Here is a 25,171-nt window from a genome sequence, read left to right as displayed (position 1 = left end):
GCCTCGCGGCCCTCATAGGCGCCCTTATCCCTGCATGCGGGGACAAGGGCGCCGCCGCGGCGCGTCACGAAGCTTTCGCCGTCTGCGGCTCCGCGATCGCCGCCTCCGGGCTCGGCGCTTCCGCCGCCCGCCGCGGCCGCCGGCTCTCCAGCTTGCTCATCAGCAGATAGATCACCGGCGTCGTGTAGAGCGTCAGCATTTGGCTGAGCAGCAGCCCGCCGACGATGGTGACGCCGAGCGGCCGCCGCATTTCCGCGCCGACTCCGCCGGCGAAGGCCAGCGGCAGCGCGCCGAGCATGGCGGCGAGCGTCGTCATCAAGATCGGCCGGAAACGCTCCACCGCCGCCTCCAGCGCCGCGTCGCGCACGGAAAAGCCCTTGTCGCGCTCGGCGTGCAGGGCGAAGTCGACCAGCATGATGCCGTTCTTCTTCACTATGCCGATCAGCAGCAGAATGCCGATGAAGGCGATCAGCGTGAATTCCGTGTCGAAGGCCTCAAGCGCCAGCAGCGCGCCGAGGCCGGCCGAGGGCAGGGTGGAGATGATCGTCACCGGATGGGCGAGGCTCTCATAGAGCACGCCGAGGATGATGTAGACCGCGAGCAGCGCGGCCAGGATCAGCCACGCCATGCCGGAGGAGAGCTTGCGGAAATCCTTGGCGTCGCCGGCGAATTCCGCCTGCACGCCATTGGGGAGCCGCATTTCGTCGGTCGCCGCGAGAATGGCTTTCGCCGCCGCGTCCAGCGTATGGCCGGGCGCGATGTTGAAGGTGATCGTCGCGGCCGGCAGCACGCCCTGATGATTGACGACGAGCGGCATGGTCCCGCGCTCTATGCGGGCGACGGCGGTGAGCGGCACCTGGGTTCCGTCGCTGGCGGAGACATAGAGGCCGGCGAGATCGCGCGGATCGCGCTGGCGCGACAGCGGCGCCTCGACGATGACGCGATATTGATTGCGCTGGGTGTAGATGATCGAATCCTGGCGCTGGCCGAAGGAGCTGTTGAGCGCCGCGTCGATCGCCTGAATCGGCACGCCCATGCGCGAGGCGGCGGTGCGGTCGATGACGACATTGGCCTTCAGCGCGCCCTGCTGCCGGTCGGTGGTGACGTCGGCGAGATCGGGCAGGCGTTGCAGCCGCGCCAGCAGCTTGGGCGTCCATTCTTCCAAATCGTCCACCGTGGAGGCGGTGACGGTGAACTGATATTGCGCTTTGCTCTGGCGCCCGCCGGAGCGCAAATCCTGCGACGGCGTCATGAAGACGGAGAGGCCGGCGATCTTGCCGAATTCGTTGCGCAGGCGCGCCAGCACCTCGAAGCTCGACGCCTTGCGCTCGGTGGCGGGCTTCAGCGCCAGGAACAGCCGGCCCTGATTGCCGGACATGCTCTGATTGGAGCCGCCGATGAAGGAGCCGACATTGACGACGTCCGGGTCGGCGGCGGCGACGGCGGCGGCCTTTTTCTGCAGCGCGACCATATCGCCGAAGGAAATATCCGCCGACGCTTCCGTCGTGCCGTTGAGCAGGCCGATATCGTCCTGCGGCAGATTGCCCTTGGGGACCGAGGCGTAGAGATGGACGGTCCAGCCGATCGTCAGCGCGACGACGCCGAGCGTCGCCCAGGGATGATCGACGACAGGCCGCAAGCTGCGCGCATAGAGGCCGACGAGCCGCGCCAGCGCCCCCTCGACAATGCGGTCGAAGCGCGACGGCGTTTCTCGCTTCGGCGAGGGCAGATGCGCGCAGATCGTCGGCGTCACCGTCAGCGAGACGATGGTCGAGATGACGATGGCGAAGGTGAGGGTGAAGGCGAACTCGCGCAGCAGCCGGCCGAAAATGCCTTCCATCAGCAGCAGCGGGATGAAGACGGCGATCAGCGACAGGCTGATCGAGACGACGGTGAAGCCGATCTGCTTCGCGCCGACGAGCGCCGCCTCCAGCCGGTCCATGCCGCGCTCGACATTGGTCTCTATGTTCTCGATCATGACGATGGCGTCGTCGATGACGAAGCCGACCGCGATGGTGAGCGCCATCAGCGACAAATTATTGATCGAGAAGCCGGCGAGCCACATGGCCGCGCAGGAGCCGACGAGGGACAGCGGCACCGTCACCGCCGCGGCGAAGACCGGCGTCGCCCGGCGCAGGAAGACGAACACCACCGCCATCACGAGGGCGATGGAGATGAGCAGCGTGTTCTGAATCTCCGAGACGCTGGCGCGGATCGTCTGCGTGCGATCGGAGAGGATGGAGACGTCGACGCCGCTCGGAATCCATGTCCGCAGCTCGGGCAGCAGCGCCTTCACCTGATCGACCATGGCGATCACATTGGCGTTGGGCTGCCGGGTCACGATGATGATGACGGCCGGCTTGCCGTTGAACCAGCCGGCCGCCAGCCGATTGCGCACGCCGCGCTCGATGGTGGCGATGTCGCCGAGCTTGACCACGGCGCCATTGCTCGCCGAGACGACGATATTGCGAAAATCGCTCGGCGTCGTCAGCTGATCGCTGGCGCCGATGGTGCGGCCGAGCTGATCGCCATTCAGCGCGCCGACCGGCGAGAGCGCATTGGCGGAGACGATGGCGCTCGCCACCGCGTCGACGCCGAGGCCCATAGCGGCGAGCCGCGCCGTATCCATCTGCACGCGGATCGCGGGCTGCTCGGCGCCGGCGATGCGCACCTCGGCGACGCCCGGCACTTGCGAGATACGCTGGGCGATGACCGTGTCGGCGGCGTCGAAAATGGCGCTGGTCGGCAAGGTCTCCGAGGTCAGAGCGAGGACGATGGAGGGCACCGTCGCCTGGCTCGCCTTGCGGAAGACCGGCAGCAGCGGCAGATCGGAGGGCAGGTCGGTGGCGGCGGCGTTGATCGCGGCCTGCACGTCGCGCGCCGCGGAGTCGATGTTCCGGTTGATGTCGAATTGCGCGACGATCTGCGTCTGGCCGAGCGAGCTGACCGAGGTGAGCTCGGTGACGCCTGAAATTCCGGCGAGGCGGCGCTCCAGCGGCGCGGCGACCGAGGCGGCCATTGTCGCCGGATCGGCGCCCGGCCGCGCCGCTATGACGCCGATCGCCGGAAAGTCGATCGCCGGCAGGCTGGCGACGGGCAGGAAGAAATAGGCGATGGCTCCGACCATGAACAGCGCCGCTGCGAGCAGGCTCGCGCCCACCGGCCGGCGGATGAAAGGCTCGGAGATATTCATGGCGTTCGCTCGGCGCGCGGGTGGCGGAAAGCGAGCCTGAAGGCTCGCGGTCCGAGGCGCGCCCTGGACCGCGAGCCTTCAGGCTCGCATCGCGCGCAATCGCGCGGAAACCCTATCACTCCGCCGCCTCCCTGCGCTCGGAAGGCGGCGCGGCCGGGGCTGCGGGCTGCGGTTGCTGCGCCTGCGATCCCTGCAGCCAATCGCGCAGCCGCGCGCGCAGGCGATCGACGGCGAGATAGATGACCGGCGTCGTGTAGAGCGTCAGCAGCTGCGACAGGACGAGCCCGCCGATAATGGAGACGCCGAGCGGGATGCGCAGCTCGCTGCCCGGCCCATGCGCCAGCGCCAGCGGCAGCGCGCCGAGCAGAGCGGCCAGAGTCGTCATCATGATCGGCCGAAAGCGCAGCCGGCAGGCGCGCACGATGGAGTCGAAGGGCGTGAGAGCCTCGGCCTTCTCCGCCTCCAGCGCGAAGTCGATCATCATGATGGCGTTCTTCTTGACGATGCCCATCAGCAGCACGACGCCGATCAGCGCCACCAGCGACATGTCGAGCCCGGTCGCCATCAGCGCCAGCAGCGCGCCGACGCCGGCGGAAGGCAGCGTCGTCAGCACGGTGAAGGGATGGGCGTAGCTCTCATAGAGCACGCCGAGCACGACATATATGGCGATGGCCGCCGCCAGAATGAGCCAGGGCTGGCCGGCGAGCGACTTGCGGAACTCCGCCGCGTCGGCGCTGAACATGCCGATGATGGAGGAGGGCAGGCCGATCTCGCGCTCTATGCGGGCGATCGCCTCCACCGCATCGCCGAGCGCGGCGCCGGGCGCGAGGTCGAAGCTGATCGTCGCCGCCGGAAACTGCTCCTGATGCGCGACGGCGAGCGGCGCCGTCGTCTGCTCCACCGAGACGAAGGTGGAGATCGGCGTCTGCGGGCCGCCATCGGTGGGCGAGACATAGAGCTTGTCGAGCGCGGTCGGGTCGCGCTGATATTGCGGCGCCGCCTCCAATATCACGCGATATTGGTTGGACTGGGCGTAGATGGTGGAGATCTGCCGCTGGCCGAAAGCGTCGTTCAGCGTATCGTCGACATTCTGCGCGGTGACGCCGAGCCGCCCCATCAGCTCGCGGTCTATGTGCAGGAAGGTGCGCAGCCCGCCGTTCTGCGTCTCGGCGGCGACATTGCGGAACACGCCGTCGCGGCGGATCGCGTCGATCAGCTTCTGCGACCAGTCCTGCAGCTCGGCCTGATCGGGCGCGGTCAGCGTATATTGATATTGCGAGCGGCTGGCGCGCGTCGTGATCTGAATGTCCTGCACCGGCTCTATGAAGACGGCGGCGCCGGGGACGCGCTCGGCCGCCTGCTTCAGCCGCTCGGCGATCGCGTCCGCGCCTAAGCTGCGGACATCGCGCGGGCGCAGCGTCACCGACATATGGGCGACATTGGTGGTGGCGTTGAGCGGGCCGACGCCGAGCACCGAGGCGGTTCCCGTCGCCTCCGGCTCGGCCTCGAAAATTTTCGAGACCTCGGCCTGCAGCCGCGTCATCGTCTCGAAGGAGGAATCGGGCGAGGCCTCCAGCACGACATTGAGCAGGCTGGTGTCCTGGCGCGGCAGGAAGCCTTTGGGGATGAAGGCGTAGAGCGCGATGGTGAGCGCCAGAGTGCCGAAGGTCAGCGCCAGCATCCATTTCTGCCGGCCGAGCGCGATGGCGAGAGTCTTGGCGTAGAATTCGTCGAGCCAGGCGGAAAAGCCGCTCGCCTCCGCATGGGCGGCGTGGCCGGCGCCCGGCTTCAGCAGCTTGGCGCAGAGCATGGGCGTCAAGGTCAGCGAGATGATCGCCGAGACGACGACCTGGGCGGTGAGCGTCAGCGCGAACTCGCGGAACATGCGGCCGACGAGGCCGGTCATGAACAGAAGCGGGATGAACACGGCGATCAGCGACACGGTGAGCGAGATCACCGTGAAGGCGATCTCCCGCGCGCCGTCCAGCGCGGCGTGATGCGGCGTCTTGCCGAGCTCTATGTTGCGGACGATGTTCTCGATCATCACAATGGCGTCGTCCACGACGAAGCCGGCGCCGATGGTGAGCGCCATAAGCGACAGATTGTCGAGCGAGAAGCCGGCGAGCGACATCAGCGCGAAAGTGGCGATGATGGAGAGCGGCAGGCTGACGCCGGCGATCACCGTCGCGCGCCAGCTGCGCAGAAACACCAGCACCACCAGGATCACCAGCGCCGTGGCCAGCACCAGGGTGAATTCCACATCCTCGATGGAGGCGCGGATCGTCTGCGTGCGGTCGTTCACCACCTCGAGCGACATGCCCTTGGGCAGGGCGCGCATGACATTGGGCAGCTCCTTATGGAGCTGATCGACCGTGCTGATGATATTGGCGCCGGGCTGACGCTGCACGTCGAGGATGATCGCCGGCTCGCCGCGATACCAGCCGCCGACCCTCGCATTCTCCAGCCCGTCCAGCACGGTCGCCACATCGCGCAGCATGATCGGCGCGCCATTGCGATAGGCGACGACGACGGTCTCGAACTGCCGCGCCGCCTTCAGCTGGTCATTGGCGTCGAGCGTGTAGGATTGGTGGAGCCCGTCGAGCGAGCCCTTGGCGCCGGCGACATTGGCGGCGGCGATGGCGGCGCGCAAATCCTCCATGCTCATGCGATTGGCGGCGAGCCGCGCGAGATCGGCCTGAATGCGCACCGCCGGGCGCACGCCGCCCTCCACCGCCACATGGCCGACGCCCGGCACTTCCGAGAGGCGCGGCGCGATCAGCGTGTCGGCGACGTCGCTCATCTGCCGCATGCTGGCGGTCTTGGAGCGCAGCGTCAGCGTCACCACCGGCGTGTCGGCTGGATTGACCTTCGCATAGACCGGCGGATAGGGCAGGCTGCGCGGCAGCGTCGAGGCGGCGGCGTTGATCGCCGATTGAACGTCCTGCGCGGCGGCGTCTATGTCGCGGTCGAGCTCGAACTGCAGCGTGATCTGCGACAGGCCGAAGGAGCTCTGCGACGACATGGTCTGCAGCGACGGAATCTGCCCGAACTGCCGCTCGAGCGAGGCCGTCACCAGCGCCGCCATCGTGTCGGGATTGGCGCCCGGCAATTGCGTCGTGACCTGAATGGTCGGAAAATCGACCTGCGGCAGCGGCGAGATCGACAGTCGCGCATAGCCGAGCAGGCCGAACAAGAGCACGGCGAAGCTCAGCAGCGAGGTCGCCACCGGCCGTTCGATGAAGGGCGTCGACACGCTCATCGCTGGAGCGTCACCTCTGTTGCGGCGGGCCGCCGGCGTCGCCGCGCGGGCCTTTGCGTTCCCTGCGTGGCGGAGCCTCCGCGCCGCGATCGGCCGTCGGCTCCATTACCTTGACCTGCGATCCGTCGACGAGCCGCGAGAAGCCGGTCGTCGCCACTTTCTCGCCCGGCTCGAGGCCGGAGACGACCACCGCCTGAACCTCGTCCTGCCGTCCGACGGAGACCGCCCGCATCGAGACGGTCTCATCCTCGTTCAGAGCATAGACGAAGGCGCCATTGGGGCCACGCTGTATGGCCGCGCTCGGGACCACACGCGCGTCTTGTAGCACATCGACCGTCAACCGGACGTTGACGAACTGGCCCGGCCAGAGCGCGAGGCCCTTGTTCTCGAAGGTCGCCTTTATCTTCACCGTGCCGGTGGTCTGGTCGATCTGATTGTCGATCACCGTCACCACGCCGGTGTCCAGCACGCTGGAATTGTCCGGGCCGAGGGCGGCGGCCGGCGCGCGGCCGCGGGCCTGCGCCTTCTGCACCGCGGGCAGGGCCTGCTGCGGCACGGTGAAGACGACATAGATGGGCTGCAGCTGGGTGATGACGACGATGCCGGTCGTATCCGAGCTGTGCAGAATATTGCCGACGTCGACGAGCCTTATGCCGGTGCGGCCGTCGATGGGCGAGCGTATGGTGGCGTAGTCCAGCGTCGCCTTGGCGTTGTCGATCGCGCCTTGATCGGCGCGGATCTGCGCCTCGAGCTGGGTGACGAGCGATTCCTGCGTCGCATATTGCTGCTGCGAGCCGAAATTGCTGGCCGCGAGCTTCTTATAGCGCGTGACGTCGACGCGGGCGTTGGCGAGATTGGCTTCGTCCTGCGCCTTTTTGGCGACAGCCTGGTCATAGGCGGCCTGATAGAGCGTCGGATCGATGAGCGCGACAATGTCGCCCTTCTTGACGCTCTGCCCTTCCTCGAAGCCGAGCTTGATGAGCCGTCCGTCGACCTGCGTGCGAACAGTGACCGTGTTGAGCGCCTGCGCCGTGCCGACGGCGTCGATCGTCACCGGCACATCGGCGATCCGCACCGGCGTCGCCGTTATCGCGACCGGACCGTCCAGGCTGCGGCGGCGCCCATCGCGCTTGCCGCCGGAGACCGCGGCCGCCTCTTTCGCTCCATCGCCGAAAATCCAGGGACGGGCGACGTAATAGCCGGCCGCGAGCGCGACGATCGCTCCCAGCGCGACCAGCGGCGACGGCCGCTTCGCGCGCCAGCCGGCCGGCAAGGAGAGCGACGGCTTCACGGCCAGGGGCCTTTGTCCGACTCATAGGCGCCGTCCTCGGCCGCGAGCTCGAGCGCGCGCGTCGCGCCGGACCAGCCGCCGCCGAGCGCCTGATAGAGGCTGGTGGCCGCCTGGAAATGCGTGAGCCGGACAACGGCCAAAGCGTCCTCGGTCTGGAACAGGGTCGTCTCCGTGGTCGACAGGGTGATGATGTCGATCGTTCCCTCGCGGAGCCGCGCCTCGGCCACTTCATAGGCCCGCCGCGCGGCAGCCACCGCCTCGCCCTGCAGCTTCAGCTGCCGGGTCGTTTCCTGTATGGCGATGAGCGCGTTCTCGACGTCGGAGAAGGCCGTCAAAATTTGTTTTTTGTAAGCCTGCGCCAGCTCGGCGAACTTGCCTTGCTGCAGCAGATATTGGCCCTGCAGATTATAGCCGTCGAAGATCGGCTGCGTGAGATTGCCGGCGATCTGCCAGGCGATCGCCTCCGGCCGGAACAGCGAGCGCATCGCGATGCTCTGCACGCCGTAATAGCCGGTCATCTTGATCGACGGGAAGAAGGCGGCGCGCGCCTGCAGCACCGAGAATTCCGCGGATTCGAGCTTGGCCTCGGCCTCTGCGATATCCGGGCGGCGCAGCAGCAGCTCGGAGGGCAGGCCGGGCGAAACTTTCGGGAAGTTGAGCCGGGTCAGCGAGCCGCCCTTGATGGCGGCGCTCTCCGGCGGGACGCCGAGCAGCACCGCCAGCGTGTTCTTCGTCTGGCGCAAAGTCTGCTCCAGCGGCGGCACGGAGGCGCGCTGCTGCGCCACGACCGAATCCTGCTGCGAAAAGTCGAGCGCCGTGGCGGTGCCGACGTCGAGCCTCGCCTTGATGGCCTTCAGCACGGTTTCGGCGATCTTGATGTTGTTGTGGGCGATGCGCAGCCGGTCTTCCGCCGTCAGCACCTGAAAATAGGCGTTCACCACCGAGGCGATGGTGGAAATCTCGACCACGTCGCGATCGAAGCGGGTGGCGTCGGCGAGCAGCCGCGCAGCGTTGGAGGCGTCCTGATTCTTGCCCCAGAAGTCGATCTCATAGCTGGCGTCGAGCTGCAGCTGCAAGAAATTGGCGCGACGCGTGCGCAGCACGCTCGAGCCCGCCGCCCCCGTCGTCGTCGTGGCGCTGGTCGAGGCGCTGGTGCTCGTCGCGCTGGTGATCGTCGCCGGCGTCTGCGTGCGCCGCGCTATGTCGTTCATCGTCAGCGAGGGCCACAGCGGCGAGCTGTTGATGCGCGCGGTGGCGTCCGCCTGCTCGATGCGCGCCACGGCGGCGGCGATGTCGAGATTCTGGTCGAGCGCCTTGGCGACGAGGCTGGTCAGCTCCGGCGAGCGGAAACCCTGCGACCATTCCTTGGCGGCGCGGATCGGCGCGGCCGAGCGCGCCGGCTTGTCGGCCTTGAAGGCGGGCGGGGTTTCGATCGTGGCGTCCGGCTTCTCCCAATCCAGCACGCAGCCGGAGAGCGCCGTCGCGGCGGCGAGCGCCGCGGCGCGACCGAGGAGCAGGGACGGCCGTGGTCGTCGTCTCGAAGACAAGGACAATTCCGTTCTATCCGCAAGCGCGCCCGGGCGGGCGCGTGACCCCTGAACAGGGCCTAGACCAATGAGCGCCGCCGTCAAAGCGGGCGCGCGAGTTTTCCACCGGCGCTTCTCGGTCGAGAGCGCCGATTCCACTCGACCCCGCGAAAAATGGCCCCGCGAGGGCGCGTGAAAGAGCCGCCAAAAACAATCGACTCCGTCGCCGCGGCTCCGCTCGACCCTGCGAGGCGGGGCAGTAATGGTCAAGTTACGGATTGTTAATTTCTTCGCCGCGACGTCGGCGTCTTTTGGGAAGGCGCCGGCTCGCTCGGCACTTTGCTCCAGCTTTCGCTCTGGCACAAGAAGGCGATCAGGCAGCCGGTGAGCGTGAGCTGCGTCGGGCTGTCCAAGGTAATGATCCCGATATAGATTTTGCCGTTCTCAGGATTGAACAGATCGCCTTTCCAGCGATTGGCCTCGGTCCGCGCCGCATGGCGCAGAATCAGCATGGGCTGCTGGCCGGGGGGCGGCGGCGGAAACACGCCGCGCGCGCAGAGCTTGCCGTCGCAATCGAAGAATTCGAGCTTTTGCTGATGGCCGCCGCGAATCCATACGCCATAGATCGGCTCGGTGGGGGCGGGCGCCGCCTCCGCAGGGGCCGCCGCCGCGGGAGTCGCGGAAGCGAGGGCGAGAAGCAGGGAAAAAGTCGCCTTCTTCATCATGGCTCCGAGCCTATCACGCCGCGCGGCGGCTGCACAGGCGAAGCCGGCTGCGCCGAATCGCTCGCTGCGCCCTGCGGACCGCCGATCGCCTCGGCCTCCTCCTCCAGCCGTGGCGGGCCGAGGAAGGCCGGCACGATGATGAAGGCGGCGAGCAAGGTGAAGAACAGCGAGATGGCGAGCAGCGCGCCCATGCTGGCCGTTCCCGGATGGCTCGACAGGAAGAGGCTGCCGAAGGCGGTGCCCGTGGTGAGCGCGCTGAAGAATATGGCGCGCGTCAGGCTCGAGGCGAGCATGTCCGAGACGCCTTTGCGCCAGGCGATGACGTAATAGATGTGGAAGGCGACGCCGACGCCGAACATCAGCGGCAGCGCGATGATATTGGCGAAGTTGAGCGACATGCCGAGCAGATCGGCCGCCTCGAGGCTCATGATTCCTGCGAGCACCAGCGGGCCGAGCGTGAGCGCGACATCGCTCGCCCGCCGCAGCGCGACGACGAGAATCAGGAATATGGCCACGAAGGCCAGCACGCCGGCCTGCAGAAAGGCGTCGACGACGGTCTTGCCGGCCTCGGCGACGATGACGGGCGGACCGCCGGCATCCGGGGCGAGCGTCTGCACCGCCTCGGCGAAGCGGGTCATCACCTCGCGGTCATTGCTGTCGCCCTTGGGCGTCACCTCTATGCGCACCACGCCATCGGCGGCGATCCATTCCGAGCGCAGATCCTCGGGCAGCGAGTCGGGCGTGATCTTCTGCGCGGCGAGCGCTCTGCGCAGCTCGCCGAACAGGCGCTCGAGATCGGAGAGGGCGGCGATCTGCGCCTCCTTGCGAATCTCCGGGCTGGCCTTGACCAGCGCGTCCAGAGAATCGGCGAAGCGGATGAGGCCGGCCGGCGCCTTGGGCGCGCTGCCGGCCTTGCGGATCGTCTTGGCGGCGCGGGCCAGGGCTTTCTTTGTCTCCTCGTCGCTCGGCGCGGGCTTCACCGTCGGATCGAGAACCTTGCGCAGCTGAGCGGCGGCGTTCTCGAGCAGCGGCAGCTTCTCGTCCTGATCGGCGGGAATCAGCTGGTCGATCGTCGTCACATGATCGACCTCCGGCAGGGCGGCGATCCTTTTGGCGAGCTCGCGCGCCGCCGGCAGGGACGGCGCCAGCGCCTCGATCTTATTGGGCGCCGTCTGCGGATTTTTGGAGAGATCGAGGAAGGTCGCGACCGATTCGACAGTCTGATCGCGCAGATTCATCGGATTGGAGTCGAAGCGCAGATGCAGCAGGAAGGGCGCGCCGGCGAGCGTCACCACCGCCGTGGCGACCAGCACCAGCACGCGATGCCGGGCGATCCAATGGTCGACGGCGGCCAGCGAGGCGGTCTCCACCGGCGCCGTCTCCGCCTTGGGGCCGAGAATGCGGATCAGCGCCGGCAGGAAGGTGAGCGTCGCCAGATAGGCGATGATCATGCCGAGGCCGGCGATGAGGCCGAGCTCGGCGACGCCGCGAAATTCTGTCGGCAGAAAGCAGAAGAAGCCGGCGAGCAGCGAGACGGCGGCGAGCGTCAGCGACCAGCCGATGCCGCGCGTCGCCGCCAGCAGAGCTTGCGGCAGATCGTCGACATTGTGGCGCTCCTCGCGATAGCGCGTGGCGAATTGAATGCCGAAATCGACGCCGAGGCCGATGAACAGAACCGCGAAGGCGACCGAGATGAGATTGAAGCGGCCGATCAGCGCTATGCCGAGGCCCGAGGTCATGGCGAGGCCGGCGATGATCGTCACCAGCACGGCGAAGATGAGCCGCTTGGAGCGCAGCGCCGCCCACAGGATGAGCGTCACCACCGCCAGCGTGGCCGAGACATTGAGCCCGGTGTTCTCGGCGACGGTGGCGAATTCCTCATCCGCCAGCGGCACTTGGCCGGTCAGCCGAACGCTCACGCCCTTGTCCGGGACGAGGCCGAGCGATTTCGCCGTGTCGCGGATGATCTGCACCGCGTCATGGCCGGGCTCGAGCGCCGAATAGTCGATGATCGGCTTGATGAGCACGATGCGGCGCGGCTCCGCGCTGGGACCGACCGAGGGCGTCTCCGGCTCGTGGCCGCCGGCCAGCAGCTTCTCCCAGGAGACCTTGGCCGGCTTGCCGGCGAGCACGGCGTCGAAAGCGTCGGTGAAATTGTCGAGGCCCTTGGCGAAGGAAGCGAGGCCGCGCTCGCTCGCCGCGACCTGCTTCAGGCCGAACAGCAGAGCGTCCGAAAGGCCGCGCAGGCTGGGGTCTTCCGCCAGCGGCTGCAGAAACTCGCGCTGCGCGACGAGAGAATTCATGTCGCGGCGAATCTCGTCGACGCCGAGGAAGAGAACGCCATTGTCGCGAAAATATTTATTGTCGTCCGGGCGCCAGACGCGGGACATCAGCGGCTTGCCGGTCAGCGCGTCGCGCAGCTCATTGGCGCTTTTTTCCGCCTGCTCGCTGGTCTTGGCGTCGATGACCGCCACGATGATGTCGTCGATCTGCGGAAAAGCTTTGTAGAGGCGCGACTCGTTGGCGCGCCAGGGAACCTCGGGCGAGAAGAGATGCGCCGTATCCGTGTCGATGGCGAAACGCGTGGCGGTCACATAGGCGCCGGCGGCGGTGAGCGCGAGCGTGACAATGACGACCGTCCAGGGCCGCCGCAGACACCAGGCCACGAGCTTTTCCAACATCAAGGGTCCTCGAATTGTTCGGAGCGCCGTGGGCGGCGCTCGTCACGCCCGCCGCGAGCATGGGCTCGGGCCTGGCGTTCAGAAGTCGCTGGCTATTCCTTTGGTCTCCCAGTCGCCGTAGCGAGCGGGGTCGAGCCCGCCGCGGCCGCCGAGCTCGCGCTGCGGCGCGGCGCGATCGCGGCTCTCGCGCGCGCGGCGCTCCTCGGCTTCCGCCAGCGCGCGCTGCGCTTCCGGCGGCAGGGTCCGCTCGGCCGCGGCGCGTTCCGATCGTGTCTGCGCTTCGTCCATTCATCCTCCTCGGAACGCGACGCTCCCGGGAAACTGGCCCGGGAAACTCTCCCGACAAGAGCTGGTTCTCGGGCGCGCGATCGGCGCTCGCCTCGGGTCAGCTCCGTATGTGATATAAACGACGATTCGATCCGCGTCGAAGGTGTGAATGCGAGACAATAGACCTTTCTCCGCCAAGGCCAAGGCGCGGGCCGGCTTCCTTCCGGCGGACGCCGCGCGCGAGGCCGAGGCCGCACAAGTGCCGGGGCTGCAGGCGCGCATCGCCGCGGCCAATGTGATCGCCGATGTCGCGCAAGGCGGCCACCGGCTGGACGAACGCTTTTCTCCGCAGGCGGTTCCGTACCGGCTGGCGGGAATGGAGCCGCGCGACATCGCGCTCGCGCGCTCCATCGCCTATGTGGGCGTTCGCCGGCTCGGCGCCATTCGCCATGCGCTCGCGGCTCTGCTGGAGAAGGGCCTGCCCAAGCAGGCCGCGCGACTGGAATGGCCGCTCGTCGCCGCGGCGGCGCAAATCCTCTTTCTCGACGTTCCCGATCACGCCGCCGTCGATCTCGCCGTGCGCGCGGTCCGGCTCGAGCCGAAGACCGCGCCCTTCGCCGGCCTGGTCAATGGCGTGCTGCGCAATCTCATTCGCCGGCGCGAGGAGTTTCTCGGCGCCGATCCGCTCGATCTCGACACGCCCGCCTGGCTCGCGCAGCGCTGGATCAAATCCTTCGGCGAGGCGCAGGCGCGCGCCATCGCCGCCATGCATATGCAAGAGCCGCCGATCGACCTCACGGTGAAATCCGACGCCGAAGGCTGGGCGCAGCGTCTCGATGGAATTGTTCTGCCGACCGGCTCGGTGCGTCTGCGCGCGCGCACGCCCATCGCCGAGCTCGACGCTTATGCGGAGGGCGAATGGTGGGTGCAGGACGCCGCTGCCGCTCTGCCGGCGCGGCTGCTCGCCGTCGAGCCGGAGGAGCGCGTGCTCGACATGTGCGCCGCGCCCGGCGGCAAGACCGCGCAGCTCGCTCTCGCCCGCGCGCAGGTAACGGCGCTCGATCGCTCCGCCGAGCGGCTGAAGCTGCTCGCCGCCAATCTGCAGCGCGTTCGCCTGCACGCGGACATAGCGGTGGGCGACGCGGCCTCTTATGCCGCCGCGCGTCCCTTCGACGCCATTCTGCTCGACGCGCCCTGCTCGGCGACGGGGACGGTTCGCCGTCATCCCGACGTGCCCTGGATCAAGAAGCCCGGCGATCTCGATTCCCTCGTCGCGTTGCAATCGCGCATATTGGAGCGCGCCGCCTCCCTGCTGCGGCCCGGTGGGCGCCTCGTCTATTGCACCTGCTCGCTGGAGCCGGAGGAGGGCGAGGCGCAGATCGCGAGCTTTCTGCGCCGTCATCCCGAAATGCGCCGCGCGCCCATCGACGCCGCGGCCGATCGCGTGCCGGCGGAATTCGTGACGCCGGACGGCGATTTGCGCACGCTGCCGTCCTATTGGCCGAATGAGGACGCGCGCCTCGCCGGTCTCGACGGCTTCTTCGCCGCGCGGCTCGTGCGGCGGGACTGACGGAAGGCGAAGGATCGCGCTTCCGCCGCTTTTCTGCTTTTGCGATTCGTGTCATCCCGATCATGATTCGCTTTGCTCCGCACGAGATCGCGGAGCGCGAGGAGGACGCTCTGAGCGAGACGGCCAAAGGCTCTGGACAGCGATTGGCGAACGCCGCCGCGCGCGGCGTCGCCACATTCGCGCGCGCGGTGCGCGGGCCTTATTACGCCGTGCAGGCCATGGGCGTTCGCGCGCCGGAGCGGCTCTATGTGGCGCCGCAGGACATTCGCACCGCCGATCCCACCGTCGCGGATGAAATCTACGCCGGCTATTTTTCTTTCGACGGCAAGGTCGTCGAGACCAATGGGCGCTCGCCCTTCTCTATCGCGCCGCCCTCCGTCGCCTGGCGCCGCTCGCTCGCCGGCTTTTCCTGGCTGCGCCATTTGCGCGCCGCCGATCGCGCGCTCGCGCGCGCCAACGCCCGCGCGCTGGTCGACGAATTTTTGCGCACGCGCACCGATTTCGTGGACGATCCCGCCTATGAGCCGCGCATCGTCGCGCGCCGCACGCTGTCCTTTCTGGCGCAATCGCCGATCCTGCTCGAGGGCGCGGATCAAGATTTCTACGAGCGTTTCATGCGCGCGCTGGCGCGCAATATTCGCTTTCTGCTGCGCGCCATGGGTTCTGAGCGGCGCGCCTCGGACCGGCTGCTCTGCGCCGTGGCGCTCGCGGCTTTCGGCGTCTGCGCCGACGCCGGCCGCAAGTTCGAGATGCGCGCCACCGCTCTGCTGGACGCCGAGCTGTTCCGCCAAATTCTGCCGGACGGCGGCCATATCGGCCGCAATCCCGATACGCCGGTGGAACTGCTGCTCGATCTCTTGCCGTTGCGCCAGGCCTATGCCGCGCGCGGTCGCCGGCCGCCGGAGCGGCTCACCGCCTCCATCGCGGCGATGATCTCCTTTCTGCGCGTGCTGAAGCATGGCGACGGCTCGCTGGCGCTGTTCAACGGAATGGGCCGCGCCCCGCCGGATCGTCTGGCGACGATCCTCGCTCATGCCGACTCCGGCGGCGCGCCCATTCTCGACGCGCCGCATTCGGGCTATCGGCGGCTGCAGGCGGGCGCGGCCGCGGTCGTCATCGACGCCGGCGCGCCGCCGCCGCTGGTCTTCTCCGGCGCGGCCCACGCCGGCTGCCTCTCCTTCGAATTTTCGATCGGCGCCGAGCGCATCGTCGTCAATTGCGGCGCGCCGCCCGCAGGCTCCGACGCGCTGCGCCGCGTCGCGCGCTCGACGGCGGCGCATTCCACCCTCGTCGTCGAGGATCGCTCCTCCTGCCGCATAGAGGCGCGGCCGGGGCGCGGCCGGCCGGAGGAGCGCATCGTCGCCGGTCCCGCGCAAGTAAAGGCGTCGCGCCGCGCCACCGACACGAGCCATGAGCTCGAGCTTTCGCACGATGGCTATGCGCGCGAGCTCGGCCTATTGCACGAGCGCCGGCTGGCGCTGGCGCATGACGGCTCGCAGCTGCTCGGCGACGACCGCCTCGTCGCGCTGCGCCACGGCGCCCGCGCCGAGAATTTCGTGCTGCGCTTCCATCTGCATCCCAATGTTCAGGCGAGCGTGGCCGGCAAGCGCAAGGTGCTGCTGCGCAGCCTCGGCGTCGATCTCGTCTTCGAGGCCAACGCCGATGTGAGCGTGGAAGAGAGCGTCTTCTTCGCCGGCCCGGCCACAGCGCGGAAAAGCGCGCAGATCGTGGTGGATGGGCGCGGCGTGAAGGACGCGCATTTGCGATGGTCGTTCTCGCGGGTGGAGGAGGAGGGGGGTAATTCAGGTTGAAGTACGTTTATGGGACAGTGAATGTTCCATGGTGGCGGCTTATGCGACCAGCGCAGAGATTTCCCGCGCCGGTTTCATAATTAAATTCTGAATTACGAACATCTGGTCGCATTCAGTGCCATTTGAGAATGAATTTCCCCGACTGGCCCGCATATGCAGCCTTGGGGTTGTCTTGCCAACTAAACTCAACCTCAACCGCTAATTCTATATTTTCGGCTAGCAAATAGGTCGCTTTCCAAACCTTGTTTGCTTCCCCCGCCTGTACGGAAATTCCAACGTCTTCGAGGTAAGTATAACCGCTGTCTTCCTTTTTCCCAATGACATGATTGCAAATCAGACGTTTGCCGATTTCCTCCGTCGAAAAATGTCTCTTCGCCTTCCGCAACACAGCTCGGAGAAGGTTGTTCCAGTAGGTTTCCGCAGGCGGAAGCCTAAAGCCGTCGACGACAACCGAATGGACAGTTGTGAACGAGAGGTTGGGAGCAGCAGCGGGGTTGTAAGTGCGGACTGATGCAGCGCTGCTTGCACGTCCGCTTTGCGCCTCCAAGGCATCAAGCGCCTTACCCATTACCGTCTCAATCGTATCGACCAACGGTTCCGCAAAGCTCTGGATACGAGCGAAGAGCTCTGGAGAGATATTTACAGTTGGCATCATACCTATTTCCCCTGCAATGCCCACGCGGCGTATATGGCGTAAAGGCCTTCAGTTCGACATTTAACGATGTATTTCATATAACGGTTAGAGCGCTTTGACAATGCATCAAAGCGCTGTGAGGCGAATTAAATTTGGCCCAAGCTTCCTCGCTGTGCGGAAATCAAGACTTTCGCCACGCGCATCGATCCCCGGCCGATCAACGGTTTGCGCGACACAAAAGTCAGGCGCGAAAAGGCGATCCTCACCGCCACGGGTCGAGCACGGGCGCCCGCGCTCGCGCGAATTCTGCCGCGTCGCGCGTCACCACTGTCAGGCCGTGATGCAGCGCCGTCGCCGCGATGAACAGGTCCGGTTGCGAGAATGTGTGTCTGGATTTGCGGCCGTCCTCGACGAGCAGCCGCCATTTGAGGATCACATCCTCGCTCACGGGCAGCACGCGCCGCTCGAACATCGGCCGGACTCTGTGCGTCAGCCAGTCGCCGAGCTCGGCGCGGCGCGTCGCGTCCTCGACGAGCTCGATGCCGAAACGAATTTCGGCGAGCGTGACGGTGCTGACATAGAGCAGATCGAGCGGTTGCGCGGCGATGAAGGCGACGACCTTCGCTTCGGGTCTGGGGCGGCGCAGCTCCGAGAGAATATTCGTGTCGAGCAGCCAGCCCGTCACAGCTCGACGTCGCGCACCGGCGCCCGCTCGCGCTTCGGCTCGATATCGATGTCGCGGTAGGGCGAGGACTGCATGGCGGCGATCAGGGCCTCGCCGGTTCGCTCGCCCTCGAGGCGGCGAAACTCATCGGCGGCGACGACGACCACCTCGTCGCGTCCATGAATGGTGACGTGCTGCGGCCCCTCGCTGCGGACGCGGCGCACCAGCTCGCTGAAGCGCGCCTTCGCGTCCTGCAGCGCCCAATGGCTCGGCGGGCGCGGCGGCTTTGGCGGAGTGGGTCGGGCCGATCTGGTCATACTGACTAGATTATCACGCGGGGGCGCGAAGGAAAGCCCTTTGACGAGACCGGACTAAATTCCTGCAGCGTGGAAAAATTTTTCCACGCCGCGGCCGAACGGAGCCGCTGCGTCCCGGACCTCCCATCCTCCCGCGCCGAATTTCTGTGCCGGGCGCGAAGCCGCGCGCTTCTTCCGAGAGGGCGCGGTCGGCCAGAGCGATCTGGCGAAAGAGAAGTGCTGATTAGAAGAGGCGTTTCCACCTCCCCCTCGAGGGGGGAGGTCGAGCGCCGCAGGCGCTCGGGAGGGGGTGACGCCCCGAGTCTTCGCCGCGAACCCCACCCCGTCCGGCTATCGCCGGCCGACCCTCCCCCTGAAGGGGAGGGTGAGCGCGCCCCTCTCGTCATTAACCCGGTCGTCCTGCGCGGTCGGCGCCCAGTTGGTTTCTCCCCCCGGCGATCTATGCTAAGCGCCGGGCGATATCCTTTCCCCGCGACGTCTTCGCTCCACAAAGAGGGACCTGAATGCCGGTCGATCTGCGCCGTATCACGAGAGCTCTGCTGTCCGTCTCCGACAAGACGGGGCTCGTCGAGCTGGCGACGGCTCTCGCTGGGCTGGGCGTCGAGCTGATCTCTACCGGCGGCACGCGCAAGGCGCTGGCCGACGCGGGCCTCGCGGTGCGCGACATCGCTGACGTCACCGGCTTTCCCGAAATGATGGACGGTCGCCTCAAGACGCTGCATCCCAAGGTGCATGGCGGCCTGCTCGCGATCCGCGAGAATCCCGAGCATGAGGCGGCCATGCTCGCCCACGACATTCCGCAGATCGATCTGCTCGTCGTCAATCTCTATCCCTTCGAGGCGACGCTGGCCAAAGGCGCGCCTTTCGAGACCTGCGTCGAGAATATCGACATTGGCGGGCCGGCGATGATCCGCGCCGCCGCCAAGAATCACGATGATGTCGCCGTGCTGGTCGAGCCCGCCGATTATGATGGGTTTCTCGCCGAGCTTTCCGCCAATGCCGGCGCCGCCACTCTGGCGACGCGCCGGCGCCTCGCGCAAAAGGCCTATGCCCGCACCGCGGCCTATGATGCGGCGATCTCCAATTGGCTGGCCGGCGCGCTCGGCGAGGCGACCCCGCCCTGGCGCGCCATCGGCGGCCATTTGTCCGAGCCCATGCGCTATGGGGAGAATCCGCATCAGAGCGCCGGATTCTATCTGACGGGAGAGAAGCGCTTCGGCGTCGCCACGGCGAAACAGGCCCAGGGCAAGCAGCTCTCCTACAATAATGTCAACGACACCGACGCGGCCTATGAGCTCGTCGCGGAGTTCGATCCCGCGCGCACGGCGGCGGTGGCCATCATCAAGCATTCCAATCCTTGCGGCGTCGCCGAGGGCGCGAGCCTCGCCGAGGCCTATCGCAAGGCGCTGCGCTGCGATTCCGTCTCGGCCTTCGGCGGCATCGTCGCTCTCAATCGCAAGCTCGACGCCGAGGCGGCGCGTGAGATCGTGAAGATTTTCACCGAGGTCATCATCGCGCCGGAGGCGGACGAGGAGGCGATCTCCATCATCGCCGCGAAGAAGAATTTGCGCCTGCTGCTCGCCGGCGGCCTGCCCGATCCGCGCGCGGGCGGGCTCACCTTCCGCAGCGTTTCGGGCGGCTTTCTGGCGCAGTCGCGCGACAATAGCGTTGTCGACGACCTGACCCTTTCCGTGGCGACGAAGCGCGCGCCGACTTCGAGGGAGCTGGCGGATTTGAAATTCGCCTTCCGCGTCGCCAAGCATGTGAAGTCCAACGCCATCGTCTATGCGCGCGATCTCGCGACGGTGGGCGTCGGAGCGGGGCAGATGTCGCGCGTCGATTCCTCGCGCACGGCGGCCTTCAAGGCCGAGGAGGCGGCGCGCGAGGCCGGCGTGCGGGAGAGCTTCGCGGTCGGCTCGGTGGTCGCGTCCGACGCTTTCTTCCCCTTCCCGGACGGGCTGCTGGCGGCGGCCTCGGCGGGCGCGACGGCGGTCATTCAGCCGGGCGGCTCGGTCAATGACAAGGACGTCATAGCCGCCGCCGACGAGGCCGGCCTCGCCATGGTGCTGACCGGCGTGCGTCACTTCCGGCATTGAGCCGGCCTGCGCTGCGGCGCAATATGTTTCCATAGCCTGTTGTTTTGGCGGGAGGTGCGCGACATCGTGCCGCGTCCCCCGCGCCGCGCATATTGTCGCGCTGTCGCATTTTGCATCGAATAGAGCGCGACTGTCGCAGGCTGCATCAGTCGTTTCCGCTACAAAGCCGATAGCGTGACAATTATGAGGCGATTTCGAGCGGTTCTAATTGCCATAGTGCGCCGCATCGCGCCTAATCATCCCGAAAAATACGACGCTCTCCTCTTGCGAGGCGAGCATAGATCGGGAGCTGTGCTTGAAGTCGAGACGACACATTAGCTGATCGAAAGAGCTCGATCGTCCATCTGCCGCATTTCGACACGCCTTTCCTTTGCGAATGGCGGTCATGCCGCAGTCTCCCCCCACAATTTCGGTTCGATCTCGTCGCGCTGCTCTTGCGAGCGGCGGCGCCCGGTCGCGCCGTCACCGGACTTTCCTTCCCAGGGAAAGAGGCCCGCGCCGCTGGGTCGATGACGAGCGGCTCACTCAATCCTCCCTAACTTTCCCGGCCGTCTCTTCGAAGGGCGGCCGGGACTTTTCGAAAAAAAAAGACGGAAACGCCAATGACAGGAACCGGCGATGTGGCCGCCCCGCGTCCAAAGCGGCTCGAGGCGGCGAATGTGATGGCGGCAGGACTTGCCTTTATTGCGATTTTTACTGGAGCGGCGCGTGCCGACACCACCGATCAGCTGCTCGACCAGCTGAAGGCCAAGGGAATTCTCACCAAGGGCGAATATCGCAAGCTCAAGGCGCGCCATGCGGCCGAGATCGCCGCGCCGGCCCGCGCCGCTGTCGCGAGCCGCGCCGCCGCGCAGCCGGTCGCGGCGCCTTCGGATCATTACATCACGCGGCTCGACAAAGGGATCGGCGCGCGCGTCGGCGCGGTCGACGTTCGCATCTCGGGCCAGCTCGCCTTTTTCGCGACCGAGCAGTTCAAGCAGGCCGGAACGGCGACCATCGCCGGCGGGCTCGGCGGCGGCAGCATCTATAATAATTCCTCCGCCATTCGCTCCGGCCTGCTGCCGAGCGCTCTGGCGCTCAATCTCTCGACCGAGCAGGAGGGCTATAAGGTCTCTTTCTCGCTCGGCCTCTACGCTGGCGGCAATAATATTCGCGTCGGTCTGCTCAACGGCAACAGCTCCGGCGCCTCGGTGGCGCTCGGCACGCCGGGCGTCGATCTGCGCCAGGTGTTCGGCGAGATCAGCTCGCCGGATTTGGGCTCGCTGAAGGTCGGCCGCGATCTCGGCCTCTTCGCCGCAGACGCCATTCTCAACGACTTCACGCTGTTCGGCGCCGGCACCATCGCCGCCAACGCCAGCCCCTCCAACACCAGCCTCGGCCGCATCGGCTTCGGCTATGTCTATGCGGATTGGATTCCGCAGCTCACCTATACGACGCCGGACTTCCATGGCGTCACCGTCTCGGTCGGCGCCTTCTCGCCCTATCAGCAATTCGACAACGCCGGCTCCTATGTGTCGGCGGCCGGCGTGCTTCCCTATTCGGGCGTCATGACCGGGCATGACCAGCCGGGCTTTCAGGCGCGCGTCAAATATGTCGGCGAGCTCGCGCCGGGGATGAAGCTCACCCTGTGGACCTCCGGCCTCACCCAGCGACATCGCGTCGAATCCGGCGACGCCATTTTGCTGCCGCGCGGCGCCGGCGTGCGCTCCATGGCGATAGACGCCGGCGGGCGGCTCGACGTCGGTCCGGTGACTCTGGTCGGCTATGGCTATAAGGGCGTCGGCCTCGGCACGACGGGGCTCTATTTCGACGGCGTCGGCTATGACGGCGAGCGGCGCAAATCCTCCGGCTATTACGCCCAGGCCGGCTACACGCTCTTCGAGCGCCTCACTTTCGGCGGCAGCTATGGCGTCAGCTATCTCGACGCCAATCTCGCCGATTATCCCGGCCGGCTCGGCGATGGCGCGCTCGTCTCCGCAAACGCCTCGACGATCGGCTTCGTGAAATATCGCTTCACCGATTGGGTCACCTTCCAGAGCGAGTTCATACGTTCGGTCTCGCATAATCTGCTGGGGCAGGGGGTGAGGACCAACGCGCTCGTCGCGGGAACGATTTTCTCTTTCTGATCGCGGGGATAGCGGATCTGCCTGCGACAATTTGTGCGGTGCACAAAGCGGGCGGGCTCTCATAATAAAAGGCGGCGGTCGGCCCGGCGACGGTTCGGCCGCCGCCGCCGCGTGATCGGGCGGCCGTGAAAAGGCGTCTCAAATGCCCCTCTATTCCGCCAGCCTGACGGAGGCGGCGCGTGATAAATTCTTCGGCCGCGGCGAGCTGCCGACAGTCGAGCTGAAACAGCCGATCCTGCGCTCCTGGCTGCGCTGCGCGGAGCTCGGCCTCGACGCCGCCAGGCCGTCGCGCGTCGCGCCGCTCGAGCGGAGCGAGCTGCAGATGTTTCTCGCGCGGCACGAGCGGCTGCGGCGCTTGTGCCGGCCCGAGCTCGACGCGCTGAACGCCGAGGCGCATGAGACCGACGCGATCGTCATTCTGGCCGACGCCCAGGGCATGGTGGTCGACGCCATCGGCGATATCGGCTTCGCCGGCTACGCGGCGCAAATTGCGCTGCGGCCCGGCGCGCTCTGGAGCGAGGCCGCCGCCGGCACCAACGCCATAGGCGCGGCGCTGGCCGAGCGGCGGGCCATGGCCGTGCATGGCGGCGAGCATTTCTACGAGAGCCATAATATTTTGAGCGGCGCGGCGGCGCCCATCGTCGATCCGCGCGGCGTCGTCGTCGGCGCGCTGGCGCTCGCCGCTCACGCCGCCGTGCAGCGCGTGCATGCGCTGGGGCTGGTGCGCTTCGCCGCGGAGCAGATCGAGCATCGCTTCTTCGGCGGCGGCGCTTTCGCGGCGGCCACCTTGCTGCGCTTCCACACTGATCCGGCCGTCGTCGGCGCGCCGCGCGAGGGCCTGCTCGCTTTCGACGAGGACAAGCGCCTCATCGCCGCCAATCGCCGCGGCCTCTCCTTCGTGCAGCGCGATTGGTGCGCGCTCGATGTCGCGCGATTGGAGGAGCTGTTCGAGCCGCTGCGAGCCGGGCCGCAAATGGGGGAGATCATCGGGATCGACGGACGGCGCTATTACGGCCTCGCCAACACGCCCGGCGTCTGCCGCGCGCGGCCGACTGATTGTCCCTGGGAGCTGCAGGACATCTGCTTCGAGCCGCCTTCCGCGCGCCTCGCGGAGCACCGCCTGCGCGACGCCGAGCTGTCGGCGATGCGCGCGGCGCTCGACGCTTGCGACGGCAATTTCAGCAAGGCGGCGCGCATTCTTGGCGTGCATCGCAGCACGCTCTATCGCCGCTTGAGCGAGCGGGCGGGGGAGAGGGCGCGCTAGAATCTTTCCGGTCGAGAGGCGCGGCCGCTTCGAGATCGAAGGGCCGCGCCTTTTCGGGCTCGCTCATCCGCGCCGGCTCACTCGCAGACGCGCATGCGGCGGAAGTAGAGGACATTGCCCCAATCGTCGGTCACCGGGCGGCGGGCGATGTAGCAATTGCTGGGCGCCTCGGAGGCGGCGATGGCGCCGAGGGTCAGCGCGGTCAGCGCGCCCGCCGCGGCGACGCCGCCCCAGTAGTGGCCGTGATGACCGTGACGCCAATAGGGGTCCGCCTGGGCGGTGGAGGCGGTGAAGGTCGAGGCGGCGAGAGTGGCGGCCAGCAGGCCGGCGGCGAGGAATTTCTTGGTCATCTTGCGCTCCGTGGCTCGGTGTCGTTCACGTCTCTCGTGAACGTCCCGAACTTACGAAGCGCGACGGCTCGCGGATGTGCGTCTTCGCACCCTGCGGATCACTCCTCGCTCTGCGCGAGCAGCTTCGCCTGATGATCCGTCGTCAGCGCGTCGAAAATCTCGTCCATCTCGCCTTCCATCACGCGATCGAGCTTGTAGAGCGTCAGATTGATGCGATGGTCGGTGACGCGCCCTTGCGGAAAATTATAGGTGCGGATGCGCTCCGAGCGATCGCCCGAGCCCACTTGCGCCTTGCGGTCGGCGGCGCGCGCATTGTCGAGGCGCTGACGTTCTGCGTCATAGAGCCGCGAGCGCAGCACCTCCATCGCCTTGGCCTTGTTGCGATGCTGCGAGCGCTCCTCCTGCATCATCACGACGATGCCGGATGGAATATGCGTGATGCGGATCGCCGATTCGGTCTTGTTGACATGCTGGCCGCCGGCGCCGCCGGAGCGCATAGTCTCTATGTTGAGGTCCTTGTCGTCTATGGCGACATCGACATCCTCGGCCTGCGGCAGCACGGCGACCGTCGCCGCCGATGTGTGAATGCGTCCCTGCGTCTCCGTCGCCGGCACGCGCTGCACGCGATGCACGCCCGATTCGAATTTCAGCTTCGCATAGACGCCGCGGCCGGCGATCTCGGCCACGATTTCCTTATAGCCGCCGAGCGCGCCTTCGTTGGCGGAGAGAATCTCGACGCTCCAGCCTTTGACGCCGGCGTAGCGCTGATAAGCGCGGAAGAGATCGCCGGCGAAGAGCGCGGCCTCATCGCCGCCGGTGCCGGCGCGCACCTCGAGGATGACGCCCTTCTCATCGGCGGAATCTTTCGGCAGCAGAGCGAGCTTCAGCTCATGCTCGGCGCTGGTCAGCGCTTCTTGCGCGACATCGAGCTCGCCTTCGACGAACTCGCGCATGGCCGGATCGATCGCCGGATCGGCGAGCATCTCGCCGGCGCCGGCGATCTCGGCCAGCGTCGCGCGATAGATTTTGATCTTGGCGACGACATCGTCGAGCGAGGCGAGCTCGCGCGAGAGCGCGACGAAGCTCGCGGCGTCCGGCCCGGAGCTGAGCCTGTCGGCGATCTCCTCGTGACGACGCAGAATGAGGTCGAGCTTGTCTTGGGCGAACATGGGGCGAGCCGAGCGAGAGGGTAGGGGATGGCGTGGAGCGAGGCGCGAGCGTCGCTAGCGGCCCCGGTCTTTCGCGCGCGCCCTCGGCTTTTCATCGCTGTGCGGGGCCGGCCCCCTCCCCAGCCCTCCCCCGCTTTGCGGGAGAGGGAGCAGACTGCGCGCGTCATCGAGATTTCGCGCAGCGCCGGCCATTCCCTCTCCCGCGTAGCGGGGGAGGGTGAGGGAGGG

17 protein-coding genes are annotated in these 25,171 nt (G+C 67.1%); 5 read left to right on the top strand and 12 right to left on the bottom strand.

Features of this window, described 5'->3' with window-relative positions:
* Positions 1 to 64: 64 nt before the first annotated feature.
* The 7 genes from ACT53T_RS04970 to ACT53T_RS04940 form a co-directional block, all read right to left on the bottom strand.
* Positions 65 to 3,193, bottom strand: coding sequence for an efflux RND transporter permease subunit (locus tag ACT53T_RS04970; RefSeq protein ID WP_476160371.1), 3,129 nt, complete (start codon positions 3,191 to 3,193; stop codon positions 65 to 67).
* Between the two features lie 115 nt (positions 3,194 to 3,308).
* Positions 3,309 to 6,452, bottom strand: a complete 3,144-nt coding sequence (locus ACT53T_RS04965) for an efflux RND transporter permease subunit (RefSeq protein WP_476160370.1) — start codon at positions 6,450 to 6,452, stop codon at positions 3,309 to 3,311.
* Between the two features lie 10 nt (positions 6,453 to 6,462).
* Entirely contained in the window at positions 6,463 to 7,743 is a 1,281-nt protein-coding gene (locus tag ACT53T_RS04960; RefSeq protein WP_476160369.1) for an efflux RND transporter periplasmic adaptor subunit, read from the bottom strand.
* Positions 7,740 to 9,296: an efflux transporter outer membrane subunit gene (locus ACT53T_RS04955; RefSeq protein ID WP_476160368.1), complete on the bottom strand. Its 1,557-nt coding sequence runs from the start codon at positions 9,294 to 9,296 to the stop codon at positions 7,740 to 7,742. Before ACT53T_RS04955 ends, ACT53T_RS04960 begins: the two co-directional genes overlap by 4 nt.
* Before the next feature lie 254 nt (positions 9,297 to 9,550).
* Complete coding sequence (locus ACT53T_RS04950) at positions 9,551 to 9,994, bottom strand: DUF2147 domain-containing protein (RefSeq protein ID WP_476160367.1); 444 nt, start codon at positions 9,992 to 9,994, stop codon at positions 9,551 to 9,553.
* The gene (locus ACT53T_RS04945) at positions 9,991 to 12,675 is read right to left on the bottom strand and encodes an MMPL family transporter (protein ID WP_476160366.1); all 2,685 of its coding nucleotides are present in this window, start codon (positions 12,673 to 12,675) and stop codon (positions 9,991 to 9,993) included. The genes ACT53T_RS04950 and ACT53T_RS04945 overlap by 4 nt, the downstream gene beginning before the upstream one ends.
* Before the next feature lie 78 nt (positions 12,676 to 12,753).
* Complete coding sequence (locus ACT53T_RS04940) at positions 12,754 to 12,963, bottom strand: DUF1674 domain-containing protein (RefSeq protein WP_476160365.1); 210 nt, start codon at positions 12,961 to 12,963, stop codon at positions 12,754 to 12,756.
* A gap of 148 nt (positions 12,964 to 13,111) precedes the next feature.
* Here ACT53T_RS04940 and ACT53T_RS04935 point away from each other — a divergent pair, with 148 nt between their 5' ends.
* Together ACT53T_RS04935 and ACT53T_RS04930 are read left to right on the top strand one after the other, a co-directional pair.
* Positions 13,112 to 14,512 carry an RsmB/NOP family class I SAM-dependent RNA methyltransferase gene (locus ACT53T_RS04935; protein ID WP_476160364.1) on the top strand — a complete coding sequence of 467 codons (1,401 nt, stop codon included), beginning with the start codon at positions 13,112 to 13,114 and terminating at the stop codon, positions 14,510 to 14,512.
* Positions 14,513 to 14,574: 62 nt separating this feature from the next.
* The gene (locus ACT53T_RS04930; RefSeq protein WP_476160363.1) at positions 14,575 to 16,323 is read left to right on the top strand and encodes a heparinase II/III family protein; all 1,749 of its coding nucleotides are present in this window, start codon (positions 14,575 to 14,577) and stop codon (positions 16,321 to 16,323) included.
* Positions 16,324 to 16,435: 112 nt separating this feature from the next.
* Here ACT53T_RS04930 and ACT53T_RS04925 read toward each other — a convergent pair whose 3' ends face one another.
* The 3 genes from ACT53T_RS04925 to ACT53T_RS04915 all read right to left on the bottom strand — a co-directional run bounded on the left by ACT53T_RS04925 (position 16,436) and on the right by ACT53T_RS04915 (position 17,938).
* Positions 16,436 to 16,978 carry a T4SS efffector SepA family protein gene (locus ACT53T_RS04925; protein WP_476160362.1) on the bottom strand — a complete coding sequence of 181 codons (543 nt, stop codon included), beginning with the start codon at positions 16,976 to 16,978 and terminating at the stop codon, positions 16,436 to 16,438.
* Positions 16,979 to 17,219: 241 nt separating this feature from the next.
* On the bottom strand, positions 17,220 to 17,642 hold the full coding sequence (locus ACT53T_RS04920; RefSeq protein ID WP_476160361.1) for a PIN domain-containing protein: 423 nt from the start codon (positions 17,640 to 17,642) through the stop codon (positions 17,220 to 17,222).
* Entirely contained in the window at positions 17,639 to 17,938 is a 300-nt protein-coding gene (locus tag ACT53T_RS04915; protein ID WP_026598970.1) for a type II toxin-antitoxin system Phd/YefM family antitoxin, read from the bottom strand. The genes ACT53T_RS04920 and ACT53T_RS04915 overlap by 4 nt, the downstream gene beginning before the upstream one ends.
* Positions 17,939 to 18,441: 503 nt before the next feature.
* Here ACT53T_RS04915 and purH point away from each other — a divergent pair.
* From purH to ACT53T_RS04900, 3 genes are all read left to right on the top strand, one after another.
* A complete protein-coding gene (gene purH, locus ACT53T_RS04910) occupies positions 18,442 to 20,034 on the top strand; it encodes a bifunctional phosphoribosylaminoimidazolecarboxamide formyltransferase/IMP cyclohydrolase (RefSeq protein WP_476160360.1) in 1,593 nt (530 codons plus the stop codon).
* Between the two features lie 602 nt (positions 20,035 to 20,636).
* Positions 20,637 to 22,160 (top strand): porin, encoded by a 1,524-nt coding sequence (locus ACT53T_RS04905; protein ID WP_476160359.1) that lies wholly within the window; start codon positions 20,637 to 20,639, stop codon positions 22,158 to 22,160.
* A gap of 142 nt (positions 22,161 to 22,302) precedes the next feature.
* Positions 22,303 to 23,424, top strand: coding sequence for a helix-turn-helix domain-containing protein (locus tag ACT53T_RS04900; protein ID WP_476160358.1), 1,122 nt, complete (start codon positions 22,303 to 22,305; stop codon positions 23,422 to 23,424).
* 77 nt (positions 23,425 to 23,501) lie between these two features.
* Here the strand turns inward: ACT53T_RS04900 and ACT53T_RS04895 are convergent, their stop codons facing one another.
* Together ACT53T_RS04895 and prfA are read right to left on the bottom strand one after the other, a co-directional pair.
* Positions 23,502 to 23,774: a hypothetical protein gene (locus ACT53T_RS04895; protein WP_476160357.1), complete on the bottom strand. Its 273-nt coding sequence runs from the start codon at positions 23,772 to 23,774 to the stop codon at positions 23,502 to 23,504.
* 98 nt (positions 23,775 to 23,872) lie between these two features.
* Entirely contained in the window at positions 23,873 to 24,943 is a 1,071-nt protein-coding gene (gene prfA / locus ACT53T_RS04890) for a peptide chain release factor 1 (RefSeq protein ID WP_476160356.1), read from the bottom strand.
* Between the last annotated feature and the right edge of the window lie 228 nt (positions 24,944 to 25,171).

Source organism: Methylosinus sp. DMC45, assembly GCF_056313885.1.
This window is presented reverse-complemented; position numbering and strand designations above follow the sequence as displayed.